We start from the raw sequence: 15,071 nt of genomic DNA on the forward strand, positions 1-15,071 counted from the left end.
GACGCGTACCCCGACGCCCCCCGTGCGCGTCAGCTCGCCGCGCCCGCCCTCGGCGTCGGCGGCGCCGGCGATCCCGAAATCGACCAACCTCGGCCCGTCCTCGGCCAGCAGGACCTTCGAGGGCTTGAGGTCCCGGTGCACCGCGCCCGCCGCGTGGATGCCCGCCAACGCGGTCGCTAGCCCCGCCGCCAGCACCAGCGCGGACTCCTCCGGCAAGGGGCCTGTCGCGTCCAAGGCCTCCCGCAGAGATGGTCCCGGCACGAACACCGACGCCAGCCACGGCACCGCCGCCTGCGGATCGGCGTCCACGACCGGGGCGGTGTAGACCCCAGACCCGTGCGCGACGCGGCGACCTCGCGGGCGAACCGCGCGCGGAACCCATCGTCCGCCAGCGCCTCCGACAGCACCTGCTTGACCGCCATCAGCCGCCCCGTCCGCGCCCCACGCCAACAACACGCGGCCCGTCCCGCGGCGCCCCAGTTCCCGGAGCACCCGGTACGGGCCCACCACGCCCGCCTCGGCCTCCGCCAACGGCCTCACCGGAGATCCGCCGGACCCGACTGGATGGTCTTCGCCAACCCCACACGCGCCTCCACGGACACCTCCCCCGGACGAACCCGGCGATTCGAGGCATCGCTGATGAAGCCCCGGTAAGCCCTCGGCGACCCCGCAGACCGGGTGATCACCCTAACTACTCCTCCGGCACGTCGAGATCCGCCATTGTCGCTAGTTCCACCGCGGTGAGACGCTGCTCAGCTGATGCTCGACCCTTTCCATCGAACCTGACTCCTTCCGCCTGGAGCACGTCGCGAGGAGCATCGGTGCGGTCGGGGTCGGGCCAACGGAAGTCAGGAGAGATCTCACCACTGAACCTCAGTACCCGGTGAGCGTTCGGGACTGCGGCGCCACCTAGCCGAGCCCCAACGGCCACCTGATGGCTGCCTATCACCTCCGCCACGTCGGAATAGCTGGTCCAGCGTCCGGCCGGGATGCAGGCGAGGATCTGGTTCATTCGCCACCATCGCGTCTCGACAGGGGCAGCGTCGGCACTGCTGTTCGGGCCGGGCCAGATTCGCAACGCTCGTTCGGACAGGATGCGGCCGCGCTCGCGGATCTCCTGGGCGCCCCAACGGGTACAGCCGGCGATCTCACGGTTCATCGCCATGCCGCTGTCGGCGAGAATCTTCTGTTTCGCGGCGAAACCATCATTCGCAAGCTTCGCGTTGTACGCGGTCAGGCTGAGGTTGCCGAGCGTATGTACGAGCTTCGCGTGCAGTTCTTCAACGGTCTCCTCACCAGTCACCTCGTCGGCGAGCATGTCGCGCCACTCCTGAGTCATCGACTGCGGCAAGACATGCTCGATGGTCAGCGCGGAGTTGGCGAAGTCGACAGGCTCGCCGTGCCGGTAGTCCTCCTCCAAGCAACGCAGGACGAAAGTCCGCTGGGGACCGCGGCCGGTCCAGTAGAAGTTGTTGACCAGAACCGCCTCACGCACGTGCTCATCCGTGGGAAACTTCTTACGTTGCCCCGACAGCAACCTGGTGACTGCTTCGGCAGTGGGGACCGTGTCCCCGAGCTCTTTGACCAGGGTCATGAGGATGCGGTTGGTGTTGGTGGTTCCAATACCAACGATCATCCTGCGAACCAGAAAGCTCTCCACGACACGTAAAGCGCGGGCGGCCTCATTGGCGTCGAGGCGACCGAGATCGTGGGCGACCATCACGCACAGCGCAATAGGGTGCACAACCTGCGCCGCCCACCGTCTGAGCCGGTCGAGTGCCTGCCGAAGGACCAGGTTCGGCTCGGCGTCGGGCGAAAGGACTCGACGGAAGAGTCGCGCCTTATGGTGCAACTCAGTGATCCATTCAGCGATCTCCGCTTCGGTCGTGAACTTGCCCAAGTAGTGCTGCTGGGACTGGTAAACGGCCTCCTGGGTGGCGCGATCGTCCCCGCGCAGCACCAGGTCCAGCCACACCAACTCCTCCAGTTGCTTGGTGGTGAGCGTTTGCTGTAGCGGCAACCACTGGTGCTCGTAAACATGTTCGGCGCTGGCAGGAAGGCGCATGAACAGGTAGTTGCGCAGTAGATCCGCCTGAGTGAGCGGTTGGCCGGTGTGGTTGAGTGACTCGAAGATGCGGTGCACGTTGTCATCCGGGTGTGCCGCAATCTCCACAATGCTCAACTGGCCTGCTATCGCCTGCTCGATACGCACGATGTCGTGCGGATCCTCGGGGTCGTCGATCGCTGCCAGTTCCTTGCGGAAGAAGCGATACGCCTCGCCGATGCGATCGGTTCCGTCGGCGTCCGGCGCTCGTTCGAGGAGCTTTATCCACGACGGCCGGTCCGCCTGAGTGGGAAGTAGCGTGTAGCGGTCTTGGCCATCAGCGAACCGGTTGAACAGGTATAGGTCGTCGATCTTCTCGGCCAGCCGGGCATCCTGTCCGCGCACGTGGTCTTGAATGGCACACAGCAAGATCGATAGGGTCGTCAAACGCTGCTGTCCATCGACGACGAGCCACACCTGCACGCCCGCCGGCGTGTTTGCCGGGCTCGGCGCCAGCACCACAGAGCCGAGGAAGTGCGACGCAGTAGCGTCGCTTTCCACGACCCCGATGAGGTCCTGCCACAGTTGGTCCAGAGCTTTGTGTTCCCAACTGTACGGACGCTGGTAGAGCGGTACGACGTACTGACGTTCTCCCTGCAGCAAGCTGCGGAGAGTGGTCTCGCTGGCCTTCACCAAAGTCCTCCGTTTACCGGGTGCGGCAGAAGGCCGCGGCATTGACGATCTTCGTACGCATGATCCGACATCGGTGACAAGGCGGACAGCGTTAACAACCTTCACCCAGCTGCGCGCAGACTGGCCGCACCCCAGCAAGGAACCACCGACAACGTCAACAGATGTGGGAGTTTCTCACAACCTCGCAGGTCAGCTCGTTGTTGCTCTCGCTTGCCGTTGTGCTGGTGGTCGCGCAGGTGCTGGGGGCGTTGGCCAGGAGACTGGGGCAGCCGGGCGTGGTCGGGGAGCTCGTCGGCGGCGTTCTGCTCGGGCCTTCCATGTTCGGTGGGGCGCACTCCGCGTTCCTCTTTCCGGACGACATCCGGCCTCTGCTCGGCTCGCTCGCCAACGTCGGCATCGCGTTGTTCATGTTCCTCACCGGGCTGGAGCTGGAGGGGCGGCTCGTTCGGGGGCGCGGGCGCGTCGTCGCCAGCGTGTCGATCGGTTCCCTGCTCGTGCCGTTCGCACTCGGCGCGCTGCTCGCGCTCGGGTTGTACGACGACGGCGACCGGCTCGCCTTCACACTGTTCCTCGGCGTCGCCATGGCCGCTACCGCCTTTCCCTTTCTCGCACGGGTTCTCGCCGATCGCGGACTCACCGACACCAGCTTCGGCGGGCTCTCCATCGCCAGCGCCGCCGTGTGCGACGCGCTCGCCTGGTCGGTGCTCTGCGTCGTCGCCATCGCAGGCGGGGCATGCGGTGGGAACTCCTCACCATCGTTCCCTACACGGTCCTGCTGTTCACCGTCGTCCGCCCGCTCATCGGGCGACTGACGACCAGCACGCCCGTCATCGTCGCCGGGGTGCTCTCTTCCTCGGCGCTCACCGAGTGGATGGGGTTGCACCTCGTCTTCGGCGCGTTCCTCTTCGGCCTTGCCGTACCCCGGACGGCGGCGCTCGGCGAGCTCAGGGTCCGCGTCGGTCACGTCGGCGCGCTGTTGCTGCCCGTCTACTTCGTGATCGCCGGGCTTGAGGTCGACCTGTCGACCTTCGGACTCGCCGGCCTGCTCGAACTCGGCCTGATCCTGCTCGTCGCGGTCGCCGGGAAGTTCGCCGGCGTCTACGGCGCCGCGCGCCTGCACCGCCTCGATCGCAGGGAGACCGCCTCGCTGGCCACATTGCTGAACACCCGGGGCTTCACCGAGCTGGTGATTCTCGCCGTCGGCCTCGAGCTCGGCGTGCTCGACCGCAGCTGTACTCGCTCATGGCGGTGATGGCCATCCTCACCACCGTGATGACGGGACCGTTGCTGAACCTCCTCGGCACGAAAACCATGCCAGCCGTTGACAGGGTTTCGCCCTAGCGTCGACACCCATGACCACCTGGAAAGAGTTCGCCCACGCCGCACCACGGACCGCCGGGGTCTTCGCCCGCCGCCACGCCGCCACCGGGAACCTCTGCCTGCTCGCGACGCTGCGTTCGGACGGGTTCCCCCGCATCAGCCCGCTGGAGCCCCGGTTCTTCGAGGGGCAACTCTGGCTCGTCGGCATGCCCGGCACCACCAAGTTCCGCGACCTCGCCCGCGACCCCCGCTTCTGCCTGCACACCGCGACCGTCGACACCGAGGTCAAGGAGGGCGACGCGAAGCTGTGGGGCGTGGTCGAGGACGTCCGCGATCCCGCACTGCACCAGCGCTGGGCCACCGCGCTGTACGAGGAGACAGGGTTCGACCTGCGAGGGAAGGAGTTCGACCACTTCTACGCTGCCGACATCGTCGGCGGCTCGGCCGTGGAGGTACGCGGCGACCATCTCGAGATCACGGTGTGGAAGCCCGGCGAGCCGGAACGGGTGGTCGAAAAACGGTGAAACCGCGCTGAAACCGCGGTGAATCCGGCCCCGCCCATCCTCGTTCCCGTCGTGGCCGCCAAAGGCCACCGGACGAGACGAGGAGACCATGAACACCGTCACTGCCCAGCCGGCGATCGCGGTGAGCGGGCTGCGCAAGTCGTACGGCGAGCACCGCGTGCTCGACGGCATCGACCTGCACGTTCCCACGGGCACGACCTTCGCGCTGCTCGGCCCCAACGGAGCCGGCAAGACCACCACGGTCCAGATCCTGTCCACGCTGATCGGCGCCGACGACGGCACGCTGCGCGTCGCCGGGCACGATCCCGCCACCGAGCCCGACGCCGTTCGCGCCGCGATCGGCGTGACCGGGCAGTTCTCCGCGGTCGACAACCTGCTGACCGCCGAGGAGAACCTGCTGTTGATGGCCGACCTGCACCACCTCGGCCGCGCCCGGCGCAGGCAGCGGGCCGCCGAGCTGCTGGAGCGCTTCGAGCTCACTGACGCCGCGAGGAAGGTCGCCGCCACGTTCTCGGGCGGCATGCGGCGCAGACTCGACCTCGCCATGAGCCTCGTCGCCGAGCCGAGCGTGATCTTCCTCGACGAGCCGACCACGGGCCTCGACCCACGCAGCCGGCGCACCCTGTGGCAGCTCATCCGCGACCTCGTGGCGGGCGGCGTGACGATCTTCCTCACGACGCAGTACCTGGAGGAGGCCGACCAGCTCGCCGAGCGGATCGCCCTGCTGGACCACGGAAAGCTCGTGGCGGAGGGAACGCCGAGCGAGCTGAAGCGGCTCGTTCCCGGCGGGCACGTGCTGCTGCGGTTCGCCGGCGCGCGTGACCTCGGCGACGCCGCCCGGCTCTTCCCCGACGGCACCGCCGACCACGACGCCCTCACGCTGCAGGTGCCCAGCGACGGCGGGGTCCACTCGCTGCGCGCCCTGCTCGCCCGGCTCGACGACGCCTCGGTGGAGGTCGGCGAGCTGTCCGTGCACACCCCTGACCTCGACGACGTCTTCCTGTCCCTCACCGGGCGCGCCGACAACACGAAAGTGAGTGCGTGATGAGCACACTGAGCCTGGCCCTGACCGACTCGGCGACGATGTTGCGCCGCAACGTCAAGCACATGCTGCGCTACCCGAGCCTGACCCTGATGCTCGCCAGCATGCCGGTGGTGTTCCTGCTGTTGTTCGTCTACGTCTTCGGCGGGACGCTCGGCAACGGCCTCGGGGGCGTCGACGGTGGTGGCCGCGCCGCGTACGTGAACTATGTGGCCCCCGGGATCATCCTGATGACCGTGGCCGCCGCGGCGCAGGGCACCGCGATCTCGGTGGCGATGGACATGACCGAGGGCATCATCGCCCGGTTCCGCACGATGGCCATCGCCCGCGTGTCGGTGCTGACGGGACACGTCGTGGGCAGCCTGCTCCAGACCCTGTTCAGCATGGTCATCGTGGTCGGTGTCGCGCTGCTGGTGGGTTTCCGGCCCAACGCCACGCCGATCGAGTGGCTCGCGACGCTGGGCGTGCTGGCGATGATCACCTTCGCGCTCATCTGGCTCTCGGTGGCGCTCGGCCTCGCGGCCAAGACCGTCGAGGCGGCGAGCAACTACCCGATGCCGCTGATCATCCTGCCGTTCCTCGGCAGCGGTTTCGTGCCCACCGACTCGATGCCCGCCTGGCTGCGGGCCTTCGCCGACTACCAGCCCTTCACCCCGTTCATCGAGACCGTGCGCGGCCTGCTGCTCGGCACGCCGATCGGCAACAGCGCGCTGTTCGCGATCGGCTGGAGCGTCGTTATCGCACTGGCCAGCTACCTGTGGGCTCGTAGGCTGTTCAACCGCGATCCGTCGCGTTAGGACGGTCCCGCAGTGCCGCCAGTATGGCGGCGCGCAGGTCCGCCCTGTCCAGGGCGGCGTACTCCGACACCGCGTCGGCGTACGCCGCCCCGTCGGCGTGCTCGGCGGCCTCGCGGGCGCGGGACTCCGACATGGTCGGCTGGAGCTGGCGCAGATACCGCAGGCGCTGGGCGAGCGCGATCATCCGCACGCCCGAGCGGACGGCGCCGCGATCGAGGTCCACCATCGCCAGTGCGAGGAGCAGCGCACCGCACAGCGGGAACGTCGTCGAATGCGCGGGCGAGACGGACTCCCCGGCGGAGAGCAGCCCCGACACCGCGCGCGGCAGGCGTTCGACGATGCTCTGGACCTCGCCGAGCCGCCCGTGCTGGGCGTGGGCGATCACGGTCGTCGCCTGGATCTCCAGTGTCCACGGTTCGAGGCCGGGGTCGCCACGGAAGTACGGGTCGGTGGTGTCGAGCAGCAGCTCCACCGTCTGCCGCCAGCGGGCGAGCCCGGAGTCGACGTCGCCGCGCATCAGGTCGATCTCCGCGCGCACGGCGAGCTCGAAGGACCGGATGGTGATCGACTCGTCGTCCGGCTCGTACTGCATGACCGGAGCCCAGCGCTCGGCCTCGTCGGCGTCGCCGACCTGCAGGTGCGCGAGCACCAGTCCCCACTGGATACCGATCATGTCCGGCCAGTCCCAGAGGTTCTCCAGCTGCGTCAGCGCGGTGTGCAGCCGCTGCCTGGCCTCCTCCCCCCGGTCGGCGAGCAGGTGCAGCTCGCCGACACGCGAGTGGGCCATGATGCGCGCCCAAGCGATGTCCTTGTCGTCGACGGCCGCGAGCATGCGCTCGGCGGCCGCCAGCGCCTCGTCCTCGTCGTCCTCGACGGCCGCGACGTAGCTCAGCACCCCGTTCGCGACCCCTCGCAGCAGTGGCGCGTCGCTCGCGCACAGCTCCCGCAGCCGCGGGTCGCCCGCTCGCAGCGCGTCCGGGTCACGCAGCACGATCCCGAACGCGCGCATGATGGTGTCCGGCGGAGCCTCCGGGAGGTTGCGCAACACGACGACCGAGCGCGTGGCCCTTGGCCCGTCCAGCATGAGCGTCACCCCGGCGCACAGCGCCGCCAGCGTGCGCGCCGGCTCGACCAGCTCAGGGGTCGGCCGGAAATGCGACAGCGGCCGGGAGATCTCCTCGACGATCGCCATGAGCCGCCCGTAGGCGGACTGGACCATCCACAGCGAGATCAGGGGAGCCGCGGCCGCCACAGCGGTGGCCGTGTCCTCGCGCGCGAGTGCCTGCCGCAGCGCCTGCATCAGGTTGTCCTGCTCGTCGTCGATGAACTCCAGCGGAGGCAGCTCGCCCGGCCGGAACACCAGGTCGTAGTAGGCGATGCCGTAGTCCCGGGCCCACGAGAGGAAGGCGGCCGTGACGCGTTCGCCCTCCCCCTCGGCCTCGCGGCGGGCGGCGCTGAACTCGCGCACGGTCTCCAGCATGCGGAACCGGGTGCCCGAGGCGGTCTCGGTGACCTTCAGCAGCGACTGGTCCACCAGGTCCTCGAGGATGAGCACGGCGTCCGCGTCACCGAGCACGTGCCGGGCCGACGCCTCGGTGAACCCGCCGGGAAACACCGACAGCACGCGCATCGCGGCCTGCGCGTCGGGACCGAGGAGGTTCCAGCTCCAGTCCACGACGGCTTCCAGCGTGCGGTGCCGTTGCGGCGCGTCGCGCGGTCCGCCCCGCAAGAGTGCGAACCGGTTCTCGAGGCGTTCGGCGATCTCGGCGACCGACAGCAGGCGCGCTCGCGCGGCCGCGAGCTCCACGGCCAGCGGCAGCCCGTCGAGGCGTGCGCACAGGCGGCTCACCACGTCGCCGGGCAGCTCGGCACCCGGCCTCGCGGCGCGCACCCGCTGCTCGAACAGCTCGACCGTGGTCGGCAGGTCCAGTTCCGGCAGCAGGTACACCGACTCCGACGACAGGCCGAGCGGCGCCCTGCTGGTGGTGAGCACGCGCAGCTCGCCGGTCATGGCCACGAGCGCGCGCACGAGGTCGGCGACGCCCTCGACCACGTGCTCGCAGTTGTCCAGCACCAGCAGCGTGGAACCGGTGCCGAGCACGTCGACGATGCCGCGCACCTCGTCGCGCACGCCGCCGAAGTGCCCGCGCCGGGCCTCGCCGACCCCCAGCGCCCTGGCCACCTCCCCGGCCACCTCATCGCCCTCGCCGACGCCGGCGAGCGGGACGAAGTGCACGACCCGCGCGCTGGCCTCGCGGCTCACGGCGTGGGCGAGCCGGGTCTTGCCGAGGCCGCCGGGGCCGACGATCGACGTGACCCTGGACGTGCGCAGCATGCCCGCGACGGCCGTGATGTCCCCGGCCCTGCCGAGCAGCGGGTTCGGCTCGTGGAGCACGCCGTGCCGGACGGCGGGTGAGCCCGCCCGCAGCAGTTCCTGGTGCAGCGCCCGCAGCGCGGGCCCCGGATCGGCGCCCAGCCTGTCGCGCAGCGCCCTGCGGTAGGCGTCGTAGCGGGCCAGCGGCGCCGAGGGTCCCGAGGTCGCGGCCTCGCTGCGCAGCAGCTCCAGCAGCACCTCCTCGTCCCGGGGCTGTTCCCTCGCCAGCTCGGCGAGCGGTTCGACGGCCTCGGCGTGCCTGCCGAGCCGTGACAGTGCCAGCGCCCGCAGCCGCACGAGCGCCCGGTGTGCCTCCGCCCTGCTCTCCCGCAGTGCCGAGAGCGGGTCGTCAAGGGTTGGCCGCTCGCGGGCGGGGCCGTCCCAGAGCGCGAGCCCCGCCTCGGCCTCCTGGAGCGCGGCGGCGAACTCCCCCGCCCGGAACCGGCGTGCGCTCGCCGCTGCCCGCAGCGGCACGGCCGCGGCGTCGACCCTGTCCTCGGGCAGGTTGAGGCGGTAGCCGGTGGGCGTGCTGGCGATGACGTCCGGCCCGAGCGACGACCGCGCGCGGGAGACCACCACCTGCAGCGCCTTGGTCGGGTTCTCCGGCTGCTCCTGCGGCCAGAGCCCGTCGACGAGGCGGGTGGTGCTGCAGCCGGTGCGCAGGTCGTCGGCGAGCAGCGCGAGCAGACCACGCAGCCGGGGACCGGTGATCTCCTGGTCGCGGAAGCTCACGCGCGAGAGCAGGGTCAGCTCGGTGGTCACGAACACAAGATTAGAGGGCACACCGGCAGGACTTGCCGTCGCGAGCGGGGAACCGGGTTGCGGGCTCACCTAGGGTTGGCCGCATGACAGTGTCCATCGTGGAGTTTCCGGTCGGCGAGGACGGCGCCGCGCCGTACGGCATCACGGCGGGACCGGACGGCGCCCTGTGGTTCACCCTCGTGCACGGTGCCGTCGGCCGGATGAGCACCGGCGGCGAGTACGTGACGTACCCGCTCGACCCGCCGTCCGGGCAGCCGACCGTGATCACCGAGGGGCCGGACGGGGCGCTCTGGTTCACCGAGTCGAAGGGTCACCGCGTCGGCCGGATCTCGGTCGACGGCACGGTGTCGTCGGTGGACGTCGGCGAGAGCGGCCCGTACGGCATCACCGCGGGACCCGACGGCGCGGTGTGGTTCACCGAGATGAACGCGGGCCGCATCGGCCGCCTCGAACCCGGCGGCGCGCTCACGGCGTTCCCGCTGCCCGTGGAGGGCGCCTACCCGGCCGCGATCACCACGGGACCGGACGGTGCGCTGTGGTTCTGCCTGAACCAGGCCAACGCGATCGGCCGCTGCACCACGGACGGCGAGATCACCGTCCACACGCTACCGACCGGGGCCGCCGCGCCCGTCGGTATCGCGAGCGGCGCCGACGCGGTGTGGTTCGTGGAGATCGGCGCGGGGCAGGTCGGCCGGATCACGCCGGAGGGCGAGATCACCGAGTTCCCGCTGCCCGACCGGTCCGCGCGCCCGCACGCGATCGTCGCCGATCCGCGCGGCGGCTTCTGGTTCACGGAGTGGGGCGGCAACCGCATCGGCCACGTCGACGAGTCCGGCCGCTTCGAGCACCACGCGCTGCCGAGAGGGTCGGCGGAGCCGCACGGCATCACCATCGGCTCCGACGGCGCCGTGTGGGCGGCGCTGGAGATCGGCAGCCTCGTGCGCCTCGAGCGCTGCTGACGTGCCCCCAAGGCCACCTTTGTTGCGTTCAACGCAACAAAGGTGGCCTTGGGGGATTGCGAACCAGGCGGAAGAAGGTGCGCAGCTCGTTCACGAAGAGGGCTGGTTGTTCGAACGCCGCGAAGTGCCCACCCCGGTCGAGCTCGTTCCAGTAGCGGATGTCGGTGTAGCGCTTCTCCGCCCAGCGTCGCGAGGGCCGGGGCACCTCCCTCGGGAAGATCGAGCAGCCGGTGGGCACGCCGACGGTGTCGGTGGTGGCGCGGCTGAACCGGTCGGAGACCTCCTTGAAGCTCTCCCAGTACAACCGAGCCGAAGAGGCCCCCGTGCCGGTGAGCCAGTAGATCGTGATGTCGTCGAGCAGCTCGTCGCACGTGAGCACGTTCGCGGGGTCACCGTCGCAGTCGGTCCACGAGCGGAACTTTTCCACGATCCAGGCGCAGAGCGCCACGGGTGAGTCGACGAGGCCGTAGCCGATGGTCTGCGGTTTGGTCGACATCTCCACCGCGTAGCCGGACTCCTGCTCGGCCGCGTGTTCCAGGGCGGCGAGCGAGGCCCGCTCGCCGTCGGTGAGATCGCCGAACGTCGCCGGGTCCGGCGCCGCGATGGGCGGGTTGAGATGGATGCCGATCACCCGCTCCGGTGCCTGCTGCCCGATGCTTGTGGTGATGCTGGTGCCCCAGTCGCCGCCCTGCGCGGCGAAGCGCTCGTAGCCGAGCCGGTCCATGAGCCGGATCCACGCCGCCGCGATGCGCTGCACCGACCAGCCCGGTTCGGCCGGTTTGTCGCTGAAGCCGTACCCGGGCAGCGAGGGACACACGACGTGGAAAGCGTCGGCGGGGTCGGGTGGGTCCGCCAGCGGGCCGATGATCTTCCCGAACTCGACGATCGAGCCGGGCCAGCCGTGGGTGACCAGCAGCGGCACGGCGCCGGGGTGCGGCGAGCGGACGTGCAGGAAGTGGACGCCCAGCCCGTCGAGCTCGGTGCGGAACTGCGGCAACGCGTTCAGCCGCCGCTCGGTGGCCCGCCAGTCGTAGTCCTCTGCCCAGTACCGGCAGAGCTCACGCAGGTACGCCAGCGGAACGCCCTGCGACCAGTCGGAGACGGTCTCGCGCTCCGGCCAGCGGGTGCGCGCGAGCCGGTGCCGCAGGTCGGCGAGGTCGGCCTCCGGCACGTCCAGGCGGAACGGGGTCACGTGTTCTGCCATACGCCCCACAGTAGGAACGGCCACCGACATTCGCGGGCACGTCGATCCCCGGAACGCGGCTTCGACCTCACCATGAAGGCGAAGTACCTGAGGAGGACCCCGTGAAGTACGTGCTGATGATCTACAGCTCCCCGGCGTCGTGGAACGCCCTTTCGCAGCGGGAACGGGACCGGGTGGGGCAGGAGCACGCCGCGCTGGGCGACGAGCTGCGGGAGTCGGGCGAGTGGGTGGGCGGCAACACGCTGGCCGACCCCTCGTGTTCGGTGGCCGTCCGGGTGCGCGACGGCGTGGTGACAGCGACGGACGGCCCGTTCGCCGAGGTCAAGGAGCACATCGCCGGCTACTACGTGGTGGAGTGCGAGACCCTCGGCCGCGCGGTGGAGATCGCGGCGAGGATGCCCGACTCGACGCTGAGCCACGTCGAGGTGCGCCCCGTGATGCACCCCGGGGGGCTGGAGATGTGACCCGCCGGCCTCAGCCGTTACGTGGTGCGCGAGGCGGAGGATCGGATGCCCACCGGGCTCGGCGACGACGAGCGCGGCCGGCTCGCCGAGCAGGCGAGCGCCGCCCGCGCGCTAAACCTGTCCCGAGCCGCCGTTGCCGGTGAAGCGGCCCCACACCTTGCCGGCCGCACCGGACACGGCCTCGCCGACGTCGGAGAATACCTTCGCGAGCGGGTCGGCAGAGGCGGCGAAGGAGTCCTTGTACGACCTCGCGGCCGACTTCACGTCGGAAGCCCAGTCGGCCTGCGGCTCGTCGCCGTCGCGCCTCGGGTAGTCGCCGCCCAGTATCGCGCGGTACTCCGGCGACGCCGCCCACTTCTGCAGCTCCGCCGCGCGTACCACGGCGAGCGGGTGGGACATCAGCTCGATGTTGCGCAGCTTGAGCAGGCTGTCGCGGATGCCCTCCACGTTCTCGTACTCGGCCGCCTGCCGCAGGAACGACGGCACGTCGACCTGCTCGGGGTCCACACCACCGGCCAGCAGCACGTGCGCCCGCAGCGCGGCCTGCGGTTCCTGCGAGCACAACAGGCCCGCCCGGTCGCACGAGAGCTCCGCCTTGCGGTACCACTCGTTGAGCGCGGCGACCACCGCACGAAGGCCGAGCGCGCTCACCGGCGTCCAGGACATGCTCAGCTGTAGCTTGATGAGGCGCAGCAGCATGGTCCGGTACACGGCGTGGCCGGACAGGACGTGCCCCATCTCGTGGCCGATCGCGAAGCGCAGGCCCTCTGTGTCGAGCAGCTCGACGAGCCCGGTCGACAGCACGATGAACGGCTCGTCCATACCGATCGTCATGGCGTAGGCCTCCGCGCCGCGCGCGACGAAGACCTGCGGCACCGGGTCGACGTCGAGCGCCTCCGCGCACTCGCGGCGCAGGCGGTCGATCTCGGGGTACTGCGCGGATCCCACGCGGATGGCCGACCCCAGCGCCATGAGCCGCTCGCCGCGCTCGTGGAAGAACGCGGTCATCGCCTTGATCACCTCGGGAAAGCCCGGCACCATCCGCAACGTCGCCAGCGCGCCGCGGTCCACCGGATGCTCGTAGGCCCTCGGGCTGATCCCCGGAAAGCGCACCCTGCCCGTCGAAGCGGAAACCTCCGCCTTGTCCTCCACCCCAGGCCCCTTTCGTTGTGGCGCAAGCGTAACGGAGATCGCCTGACGCACGGCCGCCAGGCGATGGCGGAAACCAACGACGGGCGCTTGAAAAAAGCCACTCCAACGACTCAGTCGGAATTCGAAAGCGCGGCGTAGTGTCTGCTCGCCCGGTACGGGAGAAGAGGGGTAAACCCAATGTCGATCAACACCGAGAACGGCGCCACCACAAAGCAGATCAATACGCCGCGCACCACGGAACAGCTCGTCGCGGAGGCCGCGACCGCGCACGACATCGGCTTCGGGCGCAGATCCGCCCGCGGGCACGGCTACGAGGTCCGCGGCCTGTCACACCTGCCCATTTCCCGCCTGCACGAGGGCCGGTTCGGCCGCATGTTCCGACTTCCGCCGTTCGTTCCCACCGACGAGAGAATCGCCGAGATCGCGGCGCTGATGAAGGAGAACGTCACTGGCGCGGCAGCTGAACTGGACAATCCGGAAATCCCAGCCGGGTACACATATCTTGGTCAGTTCATCGACCACGACCTCACCTTCGATCCGGTGTCGCAGCTGGACCGGCAGAACGATCCCGACGCGCTGACGAACTTCCGCAGCCCCCGGTTCGACCTCGACTGCCTCTACGGCAGGGGGCCTGCCGACGACCCGTTCCTCTACGACAAGGAGTCCGGCGCCGAGAAGGTCCTCATCGGCAGGCACGACGACGAGGACGACCTCCCCCGCAACGTCCAGGACACCGCGCTGATCGGCGACCCGCGCAACGACGAGAACATCTTCGTGAGCCAGCTGCACCTGACGATGCTGAAGTTCCACAACAAGGTCGTCGACCGCGTGCAGGGCGAGCCCGCACTGCGCCGGGGCAGCGAGACGACATTCGAGACGGCGCAGCGCCTCGTGCGCTGGCACTACCAATGGCTCGTCGTGCACGACTTCCTCAAGCGCGTCGTGGGCGAGCGGATGCTGCGGGACGTGCTCGACGAGTCCCGGCCCTACACGCGCGTGGACCGCCGGTTCTACCACTGGCAGCGCGAACCGTTCATCCCCGTGGAGTTCTCGGTGGCCGCCTACCGCTTCGGCCACTCGATGATCAGGGGCGGTTACAAGCTCAACACGCTCGTCGGGCCGTTGCCGACGTTCCTTCCTGGCAGCGTCACGATCAACCCGCTCGGCCACTTCGGAGGGTTCCGCGTACTGCCGCCGTTCTGGACCATCGAATGGCCGCGCTTCTTCGGCATCAAGGGCCCCGGCTCGGAGAGCCTCCAGCAATCGCGGCTCATCGACGCCAAGCTCGCCGATCCGCTCGCGGACCTGCCCGTGGAGATCGCCCACGATCCGGCCTCGCTCATCGAGCGCAACCTCCGCCGCGGCGCGCGGCTGCTCCTGCCGTCGGGACAGGACGTGGCCCGCCACGTCGGCGCGGACGTGCTGAGCTCGGCCGACCTCGGGCTTCCCGCCGGGAGTCCGGCCCCGCTCTGGTACTACGTGCTCAAGGAGGCCGAGATCCAGGCGCAGGGCAGGCATCTCGGCGAGGTGGGCGGGCGCATCGTGGCCGAGGTGTTCCTCGGGCTGCTGCAGGCCGACCCGTCGTCGTACCTGCGCAACGAGCCAGGGTGGAAGCCGATCCTGCCGAGCGCGGCGGAGGGCGAGTTCACGATGCCCGACCTGATCGCGCTGTCCGGCCACGGCCTCGACCGGATCGGCCCGCCGGGACGGTGAGCCGGGCCCGCCGGGGCCTGGCC

The 15,071-nt window shown here is 69.9% G+C and carries 12 protein-coding genes and 1 pseudogene; 8 read left to right on the forward strand and 5 right to left on the reverse strand.

What is annotated here, in order from left to right; translation table 11 throughout:
* Positions 1-111 precede the first annotated feature (111 nt).
* Both BA062_RS41475 and BA062_RS34605 read right to left on the reverse strand, forming a co-directional pair.
* Positions 112-540, reverse strand: a pseudogene (locus BA062_RS41475) (serine/threonine-protein kinase); the annotation flags it as partial.
* Between the two features lie 151 nt (positions 541-691).
* Positions 692-2,737 (reverse strand): GmrSD restriction endonuclease domain-containing protein, encoded by a 2,046-nt coding sequence (locus BA062_RS34605; protein ID WP_168214176.1) that lies wholly within the window; start codon positions 2,735-2,737, stop codon positions 692-694.
* A gap of 161 nt (positions 2,738-2,898) precedes the next feature.
* Here BA062_RS34605 and BA062_RS41110 point away from each other — a divergent pair, with 161 nt between their 5' ends.
* The 5 genes from BA062_RS41110 (at position 2,899) to BA062_RS34630 (ending at position 6,420) form a co-directional block, all read left to right on the forward strand.
* Positions 2,899-3,549 (forward strand): cation:proton antiporter domain-containing protein, encoded by a 651-nt coding sequence (locus tag BA062_RS41110; RefSeq protein ID WP_110343362.1) that lies wholly within the window; start codon positions 2,899-2,901, stop codon positions 3,547-3,549.
* Positions 3,471-3,989, forward strand: coding sequence for a cation:proton antiporter domain-containing protein (locus BA062_RS41115; RefSeq protein ID WP_110343363.1), 519 nt, complete (start codon positions 3,471-3,473; stop codon positions 3,987-3,989). The genes BA062_RS41110 and BA062_RS41115 overlap by 79 nt, the downstream gene beginning before the upstream one ends.
* A gap of 100 nt (positions 3,990-4,089) precedes the next feature.
* On the forward strand, positions 4,090-4,581 hold the full coding sequence (locus BA062_RS34620) for a pyridoxamine 5'-phosphate oxidase family protein (protein WP_110343364.1): 492 nt from the start codon (positions 4,090-4,092) through the stop codon (positions 4,579-4,581).
* Positions 4,582-4,669: 88 nt separating this feature from the next.
* Positions 4,670-5,626, forward strand: a complete 957-nt coding sequence (locus tag BA062_RS34625; RefSeq protein ID WP_110343365.1) for an ATP-binding cassette domain-containing protein — start codon at positions 4,670-4,672, stop codon at positions 5,624-5,626.
* Positions 5,626-6,420 carry an ABC transporter permease gene (locus tag BA062_RS34630; RefSeq protein ID WP_110343366.1) on the forward strand — a complete coding sequence of 265 codons (795 nt, stop codon included), beginning with the start codon at positions 5,626-5,628 and terminating at the stop codon, positions 6,418-6,420. Before BA062_RS34625 ends, BA062_RS34630 begins: the two co-directional genes overlap by 1 nt.
* Here BA062_RS34630 and BA062_RS34635 read toward each other — a convergent pair.
* Positions 6,398-9,556, reverse strand: coding sequence for an ATP-binding protein (locus tag BA062_RS34635; protein WP_110343417.1), 3,159 nt, complete (start codon positions 9,554-9,556; stop codon positions 6,398-6,400). The two genes, BA062_RS34630 and BA062_RS34635, sit on opposite strands and share 23 nt — an antisense overlap.
* A gap of 83 nt (positions 9,557-9,639) precedes the next feature.
* Between BA062_RS34635 and BA062_RS34640 the strand changes: the two genes are divergently transcribed.
* Entirely contained in the window at positions 9,640-10,515 is an 876-nt protein-coding gene (locus tag BA062_RS34640) for a Vgb family protein (protein ID WP_210407080.1), read from the forward strand.
* A gap of 28 nt (positions 10,516-10,543) precedes the next feature.
* On the opposite strand, the gene BA062_RS34645 is transcribed toward BA062_RS34640, so the two are convergent.
* Positions 10,544-11,719, reverse strand: coding sequence for an epoxide hydrolase family protein (locus tag BA062_RS34645; RefSeq protein WP_110343367.1), 1,176 nt, complete (start codon positions 11,717-11,719; stop codon positions 10,544-10,546).
* A gap of 101 nt (positions 11,720-11,820) precedes the next feature.
* Between BA062_RS34645 and BA062_RS34650 the strand changes: the two genes are divergently transcribed.
* On the forward strand, positions 11,821-12,183 hold the full coding sequence (locus BA062_RS34650) for a YciI family protein (RefSeq protein ID WP_110343368.1): 363 nt from the start codon (positions 11,821-11,823) through the stop codon (positions 12,181-12,183).
* A gap of 111 nt (positions 12,184-12,294) precedes the next feature.
* Here the strand turns inward: BA062_RS34650 and BA062_RS34655 are convergent, their stop codons facing one another.
* On the reverse strand, positions 12,295-13,335 hold the full coding sequence (locus BA062_RS34655; protein WP_245960153.1) for a M48 family metallopeptidase: 1,041 nt from the start codon (positions 13,333-13,335) through the stop codon (positions 12,295-12,297).
* 177 nt (positions 13,336-13,512) lie between these two features.
* On the opposite strand from BA062_RS34655, the gene BA062_RS34660 reads away from it, so the two are divergent.
* Positions 13,513-15,048: a peroxidase family protein gene (locus tag BA062_RS34660; RefSeq protein ID WP_210407081.1), complete on the forward strand. Its 1,536-nt coding sequence runs from the start codon at positions 13,513-13,515 to the stop codon at positions 15,046-15,048.
* Positions 15,049-15,071: the final 23 nt, after the last annotated feature.

This window comes from Prauserella flavalba, from assembly GCF_003202235.1.
Taxonomy (GTDB): domain Bacteria; phylum Actinomycetota; class Actinomycetes; order Mycobacteriales; family Pseudonocardiaceae; genus Prauserella_A; species Prauserella_A flavalba.

What these genes read in the sequence shown, in the direction of transcription:
- BA062_RS41110 (WP_110343362.1), top strand. Translation starts at nt 2,899, where the DNA reads ATGTGGGAGTTTCTCACAACCTCGCAGGTCAGCTCGTTGTTGCTCTCG.
- BA062_RS41115 (WP_110343363.1), top strand. Translation starts at nt 3,471, where the DNA reads ATGCGGTGGGAACTCCTCACCATCGTTCCCTACACGGTCCTGCTGTTC.
- BA062_RS34620 (WP_110343364.1), top strand. Translation starts at nt 4,090, where the DNA reads ATGACCACCTGGAAAGAGTTCGCCCACGCCGCACCACGGACCGCCGGG.
- BA062_RS34625 (WP_110343365.1), top strand. Translation starts at nt 4,670, where the DNA reads ATGAACACCGTCACTGCCCAGCCGGCGATCGCGGTGAGCGGGCTGCGC.
- BA062_RS34630 (WP_110343366.1), top strand. Translation starts at nt 5,626, where the DNA reads ATGAGCACACTGAGCCTGGCCCTGACCGACTCGGCGACGATGTTGCGC.
- BA062_RS34640 (WP_210407080.1), top strand. Translation starts at nt 9,640, where the DNA reads ATGACAGTGTCCATCGTGGAGTTTCCGGTCGGCGAGGACGGCGCCGCG.
- BA062_RS34645 (WP_110343367.1), bottom strand. Translation starts at nt 11,719, where the DNA reads ATGGCAGAACACGTGACCCCGTTCCGCCTGGACGTGCCGGAGGCCGAC.
- BA062_RS34660 (WP_210407081.1), top strand. Translation starts at nt 13,513, where the DNA reads ATGTCGATCAACACCGAGAACGGCGCCACCACAAAGCAGATCAATACG.